This window comes from Photobacterium sp. OFAV2-7, assembly GCF_022347985.1.
GTDB lineage: Bacteria > Pseudomonadota > Gammaproteobacteria > Enterobacterales > Vibrionaceae > Photobacterium.
In genome coordinates this window covers 1-6513 of the sequence record NZ_JAKRFQ010000223.1, presented here as the reverse complement: position 1 = coordinate 6513, position 6513 = coordinate 1, and the positions used below count along the sequence as shown (strand labels likewise).

Sequence of the window (6513 nt, the reverse complement as noted above, 5' to 3'; positions counted from 1 at the left end):
ATCGGCGCTTTTTTAGCTATATCCACTGCACTACACTGCAGGCATAAAAAAACCGGACATCAGTCCGGTTTTCAGCGTTAGGGTATAAAAAATTATTTGGTGCCGAAGATTTTGTCACCCGCATCGCCCAGACCAGGAACGATGTAGCCCTTGTCATTCAGCTTCTCATCGATTGCAGCTGTGAACAGCTCAACGTCTGGGTGAGCTTTTTCCAGCGCTTCAATACCTTCAGGAGCCGCAACCAGAACCAGTACTTTGAACTGCTTACAGCCCTGCTCTTTCAGCAGGTCCAGTGTCGCAATCATTGAGCCACCAGTAGCCAGCATAGGATCGACAACCAGCGCAATACGCTCATCAATATTTGATGCCAGCTTGTTGAAATAAGGAACCGGCTCAAGGGTTTCTTCATCACGGTAGATACCGACTACGCTGATACGTGCACTTGGTACATGCTCAAGAACACCGTCCATCATACCCAGGCCAGCACGCAGAATTGGCACAACAGTTACCTTTTTACCCTTAATTTGGTCAATTTCAACTGGACCATTCCAGCCTTCAATGGTAACTTTTTCTGTTTCGAAGTCTGAAGTCGCTTCATACGTCAGCAAGCTACCAACTTCCGTTGCTAGCTCACGAAAACGCTTAGTGCTGATGTCGCCTTCGCGCATAAGACCGATCTTATGTTTTACCAGTGGGTGTTTAACCTCAACGACTTTCATTTCTGACTCCTAAGCAAACAAAATTTAAAAAAATCGCATTATTATACACTAGACCATGAGTACTCTGATAGGGGTTGATGTTTCGTTTGCTTAGGAAATAGCCACTGAGATTTATTGACGCAAACGTTTCCCTTTCCGCCCTGACTGCTGTTATCATACCCTCGCTTTTTTACTTTAATGCGGTGAGGGATCTCTTGTGAGCGGCAATAACTCTTCTCTTAGTTACAAAGATGCAGGTGTTGATATCGATGCGGGAAATGCATTGGTTGATCGTATTAAAGGGGTGGTAAAACGCACCCACCGTCCCGAGGTTATGGGCGGTATTGGTGGTTTCGGCGCGCTCTGCTCGCTACCGACCAAGTATAAAGAGCCGGTATTGGTTTCAGGAACCGACGGTGTGGGCACCAAGCTTCGCTTGGCAATGGATCTGAACAAGCACGATACTATCGGTATCGATTTGGTGGCAATGTGTGTCAACGATCTGATTGTTCAAGGGGGAGAGCCACTATTCTTCCTAGACTATTACGCAACCGGCAAGCTTGAGGTCGATACGGCGGCAGCCGTTGTCGCGGGGATTGGCGAAGGTTGTATCCAGTCTGGCTGTGCGCTAATTGGTGGTGAAACCGCAGAAATGCCGGGCATGTACCACGGTGAAGACTATGACGTAGCTGGTTTTTGTGTCGGTGTCGTCGAAAAGGCCGATATCATTGACGGCAGCAAAGTCAAAGCAGGCGATGCACTTATCGCTGTCGGATCAAGCGGTCCGCACTCTAACGGCTTCTCCTTGATCCGTAAGATCATTGAAGTCTCTCAAGCCGATCTAAGCAAAGAGCTTAATGGCAAACCACTGGCCGATCACTTACTTGAACCAACAAAGATCTATGTAAAATCAACGCTGAAGATGATGGAAAGCTGTGATGTTCACGCTATTTCTCATATCACAGGCGGTGGTTTCTGGGAAAACATCCCTCGCGTATTACCAGCAGGCACGAAAGCCGTTGTTGACGGCAAGAGCTGGGAATGGCCTGCCATCTTCAACTGGCTACAAGAAGCCGGCAACGTTGAAACCTACGAAATGTACCGTACCTTCAACTGTGGCGTCGGCCTGGTTATTGCCCTGCCACAAGAACAGGCCGAGCAGGCTATCGAAATCCTGAAAGCCGAAGGCGAAAGCGCCTGGCTTCTGGGTGAAATTGCTGATGCCAAAGCCGGTGAAGAGCAAGTGGAGATTAAATAAGACGATGAAAAGCATCGTAGTTCTGATTTCCGGGAGTGGCTCGAACCTTCAGGCGATGATTGATGCCTGTGACAGCGGCATCATTAAAAATGCACGCATTGCCGCTGTGGTATCAAACAAGGCTGATGCCTATGGCCTGGAGCGTGCCCGTAAGGCAGGTATTGATACCGTACACCTCGCTGCCAGTGACTATAGCGACCGTGAAACGTATGACCGGGCTCTGGCAGAGCACATTGATGCTTTCCAGCCAGATTTGGTCATACTGGCCGGGTTCATGCGTATTCTGAGCAATGACTTTGTCCGCCGCTATCGCGGTCGAATGCTCAATGTGCATCCTTCACTGTTGCCGAAATACACAGGTTTGCATACCCATCAGCGGGCAATTGAAGCCGGCGACAAGGAGCACGGTACCAGTGTGCATTTTGTTACCGAAGAATTGGACGGTGGCCCGGTGATCCTTCAGGCCAAAGTGCCTATCTTTGACGCTGATACTGTTGAAGAGGTCATGGCCCGAGTCCAGGAGCAAGAGCACCGTATTTATCCGCTGGTAGCCAACTGGTTCTTGCAAGGCAGAGTCTGTATGGCTGAAGACAAAGCAGTTTTTGACGAACTCCCTCTGCCGCCGCATGGCTATGCCGCGGAAGAGTAGTCGATACAGCATAAAGCCATAGCAATAAAAAACGCGACCTTGTGGTCGCGTTTTTTATTTAGCAAACAAATGGCTATAACGATAAAGCCTATAGCGTTCGGTTATGGTTCAACTCACCGTAGTGGAATACGCTAAATTCACCCGGCTGCATCTTGTGCCAGCTCTCGTCATTGGTCAGCGGCTGGGTGGCAATCACCGTAACCACATCGTTTGGTGTGGTTTCCGTCTGAAAATCAATCGTGACATCTTCGTCAATCAAAGAGGCCTGGCCAAACGGCGCCCGGCGCGTGATCCAGTGCAGATTGTTGGTGCAATATGTCAGTACGCACTCACCATTGCTCAGCAGCATATTGTAGACACCCAACTCCCTGAGGCGATCACAGCACTCCGCAACATACTCATACACTTCGGCCATGTCTTCCGGAAGATCAGGAAACTTTGCCTCTAGTTGGTTAAGCAACCAGCAGAAGGCTATCTCGCTGTCCGTATCACCAACAGGTCTGAAGCGTCCGGTATCCAGCTTTTCATAGCCCGTTAGCTGGCCGTTGTGAGCAAACGTCCAGTACCGCCCCCATAGTTCCCGGGTAAACGGATGAGTATTTTCAAGGCTGACACCACCACGGTTGGCCTGACGGATATGGCTAACGACGGCACAGCTTTTTATCGGATACTCCTGCACCAATTCAGCAATTCGCGACCGACAGCTCGGGTTGGGATCTTTAAAGGTACGAAATCCCCGCCCTTCATAGAAGGTGATCCCCCAGCCGTCACTGTGAGGACCGGTTCTTCCGCCTCGCTGCATCAGGCCGGTAAAGCTAAAACAAATATCGGTTGGCACATTGGCACTCATGCCAAGCAATTCACACATAGTCCTTTATGCCCTCTCTGCAGGATTGAGACATGTCTAACAATAACTGAAATTAGCTCGAAGCCATCTCTTTCTCAACCAGCATAATTAAAATGTGGATAATTTTAATATGTACTTCCTGAATACGGTCAGCAAAACCGAAATGCGGTACACGGATCTCCACATCAGCCAGACCCGCCATCTTACCGCCGTCTTTACCAGTCAGGGCAATGGTTTTCATGCCTTTGGCTTTGGCGGCATCAATAGCTTTAAGAATATTGCCAGAGTTGCCCGAGGTCGACAGACCAAACAGGACATCGCCCTTTGAACCGACAGCTTCCAGGTAGCGAGAGAACACATAGTCGTAGCCGAAATCATTGCTCACGCAAGAAAGATGGCTAGGATCTGAAATCGCAATGCCCGGGTAACCCGGACGGTTTTCACGGTAACGTCCTGTCAGCTCCTCGGCAAAGTGCATCGCATCACAGTGTGAGCCACCATTACCACAAGACAGTACCTTGCCGCCCTGCTTAAAGGACTCGGCCAGTACTTTGGCAGCAGCTTCGATATCTGCAATGTTTTTTTCATCACTTAAAAAGCGGTTCAGTACTTCAGCAGCTTCATTGAGTTCTGCACGGATCAAATCTTGGTACATAGACTAATCTCGGGTTATTCATACAATATTATCGCCTAGCCGGAGCCCTCCGGCTAAGCACTTATACGCCTTAGCTTGCAGTGTACAAAGAAACGGCCGAAGGTGTCGACTCCTGAGACAGCACATTGTGACGGTTTATGGCCAAATGCTCACGTAATAGCTCCGCAGATGAGTAAAGCGAGATGTTGTCGGCCATCAACACGCCGGCCGTCGCCAACTTTCTCTCGACATGGCCTGCAACCCCGAGCAGATACACCGGGTACTGGCGGATTCTGTCCAGCGCATTCTCAAAGGCATGGATAGCCGTAATATCAATTGTCGTGACATCGCTGAAATCAAGCACCACGGCCCGGGTCTCCACTTGCGAATGATCAATAACATTGAATGCTTTTTCGCTGGCCGCAAAGAAAAGCGGGCCATTGATATCATATACCACCACATCATCACCAAACTCCTGATGCTGGTGCTCCCCATTCACTTCAGTCACACTGGTCAGTGTAGCGATACGCTGAATAAATAGCACTCCGGCCAACAGCAGGCCAACGACGACGGCAATTACCATGTCAAAGGCCACTGTCAGGGTAAAACAGGTCACCAGTACTGCAACATCACGCCGTGGAGCCACCTTCAAGGTATGAACAAAGTGCGGCGCTTCCGACATATTCCAGGCGACCATGATCAGCAAACCGGCCAGGGCGCTCATCGGGATAAACGACAACATCGGCGCCAGTACTATCATCGCCGCCAGCACAAACAGTGCGTGGGTAATGGCCGACACCGGAGAAAATGCACCTGCTCGAATATTCGTGGCAGTACGGGCGATAGCAGCCGTTGCCGGGATCCCACCAAAAAATGGCACCACCATATTGGCCAGCCCCTGCCCCACCAACTCGGCGTTCGGATTATGCTTGCTGCCGGTCATGCCGTCTGCCACCACCGCGCAAAGCAGCGATTCAATACAGCCGAGCATCGCAATGGTAAAGGCGGCTGGCAACAGCTCAACCACCAGCCCCCAGCTGAACTGGACATCTTGCCACGGCATCACCAGTTGCGGTAATACCTGCGGGATCCCCTGGCCAACCAAATCGCCGATTTGATAGTGGAACTTTTCACCGAGCAAGCCAACATGCGTGCTGCCCCACTGGTTCATCAGTAAGGCCAGCACGGTACCTGTCGCAAGAGCAACTACATGTGGAGGGATCCGATTCTTAAGCTTGGCCCATAGAATGAATGTCGCAATCGTACCAAATCCGACCATCGCATCGGCATAGTTAATACTTGGCAGGGCACTCGTATACGCCATGACTTTCTCGGGAAAGTGCACTGGATTACCTTCAACCGCCAGTCCGAGCAAATCCTTTAGCTGGAGGAAGGCAATAACCAGCCCTATTCCGGCAGTAAACCCTGTCGTTACAGGATACGGTACATAGGCCACAAGCTGGCCAAGGCGCAGCACTCCCATCAATAACAGGATCACCCCGGACATCAGAGTGGCCAGCATCAGGCCGGACAGGCCGTATTGCTGAGTAATCGGCAGTAAAATCACGACAAATGCGGCCGTCGGGCCAGTAATATTAAATCGCGAGCCACCAAACAAGGCTGCCAGCAAACCAGCAACAACCACCGTATACAAACCATGCTGTGGCGGCACACCAACGGCAATCGCCAGCGCCATCCCCAGCGGAATGGCCACAACACCCACAGTAATACCTGCAACAATATCGGCACGAAGCGTAGAGAAAGAATAACCTTTTCGCCACGCTTGTTTTAAAGCATGAAATAACAACACGACAAACCCCTGCACTTACGTACAAAAGAAAATTTTAAGAAAAGCTGTCATCCCGAGTGAGGGATCCGGCGGGCATGTGTCAGTCGGAGTTCGGGAAAGGCAACAAATGACGCCATGAGTCATCCACAGCCTAGATTGACACTGGTGTCAACTTGGTAAATAGCGTGAACGGCATCACAATACGGTCCATCTTAATTGTATGACTTATTTTCGCAAGCACATTTTTTCAACTCGCTGATCTTGATCAAGCCCTTATGTAACAAGGGATGACAGGACATCTTTACATAACGCCATCCTTTCAGAACAGAAAATTATTTTACATTTCATTAAAGATCAACTTACACTTATCACAAGTGGTAAGACCTCTTACCTTGCATAAAACGTACCCAATAATAATAAATCAACGCCCACCGATAAGGAGAATCATCATGGTTACACTTGTGTACCTACTAGGGCTAATTGGTATAACCGGTGTACTCGCCTACCACCGTGCCAACCTCAGAACCTTTACTGCTATGTTTGTGGCAGCACTGGCTGTAGGCTCGGTACTCGACATTGTCGGCCAGTACAGCTGGTTAGCTTTCCTGCTGATTGCAATACCATTAAACGTGATTTCA

General features: G+C 49.9%; 7 protein-coding genes. 3 read left to right on the top strand and 4 right to left on the bottom strand.

Features of this window, described 5'->3' with window-relative positions:
• Positions 1 to 92 precede the first annotated feature (92 nt).
• Complete coding sequence (upp, locus tag MHN01_RS12875) at positions 93 to 719, bottom strand: uracil phosphoribosyltransferase (protein ID WP_075765008.1); 627 nt, start codon at positions 717 to 719, stop codon at positions 93 to 95.
• A 196-nt stretch (positions 720 to 915) separates the two neighbouring features.
• Here upp and purM point away from each other — a divergent pair, with 196 nt between their 5' ends.
• Entirely contained in the window at positions 916 to 1956 is a 1041-nt protein-coding gene (gene purM / locus MHN01_RS12870) for a phosphoribosylformylglycinamidine cyclo-ligase (RefSeq protein WP_239411710.1), read from the top strand.
• Positions 1957 to 1960: 4 nt separating this feature from the next.
• The gene (gene purN, locus MHN01_RS12865; protein WP_239411709.1) at positions 1961 to 2605 is read left to right on the top strand and encodes a phosphoribosylglycinamide formyltransferase; all 645 of its coding nucleotides are present in this window, start codon (positions 1961 to 1963) and stop codon (positions 2603 to 2605) included.
• Positions 2606 to 2693: 88 nt separating this feature from the next.
• Here the strand turns inward: purN and MHN01_RS12860 are convergent, their stop codons facing one another.
• The 3 genes from MHN01_RS12860 to dauA all read right to left on the bottom strand — a co-directional run bounded on the left by MHN01_RS12860 (position 2694) and on the right by dauA (position 5896).
• Complete coding sequence (locus MHN01_RS12860; RefSeq protein WP_239411708.1) at positions 2694 to 3473, bottom strand: class II glutamine amidotransferase; 780 nt, start codon at positions 3471 to 3473, stop codon at positions 2694 to 2696.
• Positions 3474 to 3525: 52 nt separating this feature from the next.
• Entirely contained in the window at positions 3526 to 4107 is a 582-nt protein-coding gene (lpcA, locus tag MHN01_RS12855) for a D-sedoheptulose 7-phosphate isomerase (protein ID WP_239411707.1), read from the bottom strand.
• A gap of 70 nt (positions 4108 to 4177) precedes the next feature.
• Positions 4178 to 5896, bottom strand: a complete 1719-nt coding sequence (gene dauA, locus MHN01_RS12850) for a C4-dicarboxylic acid transporter DauA (RefSeq protein WP_239411706.1) — start codon at positions 5894 to 5896, stop codon at positions 4178 to 4180.
• Between the two features lie 428 nt (positions 5897 to 6324).
• Here dauA and MHN01_RS12845 point away from each other — a divergent pair.
• On the top strand, positions 6325 to 6513 hold a 189-nt coding region (locus MHN01_RS12845), incomplete at its 3' end, for a hypothetical protein (protein ID WP_239411705.1).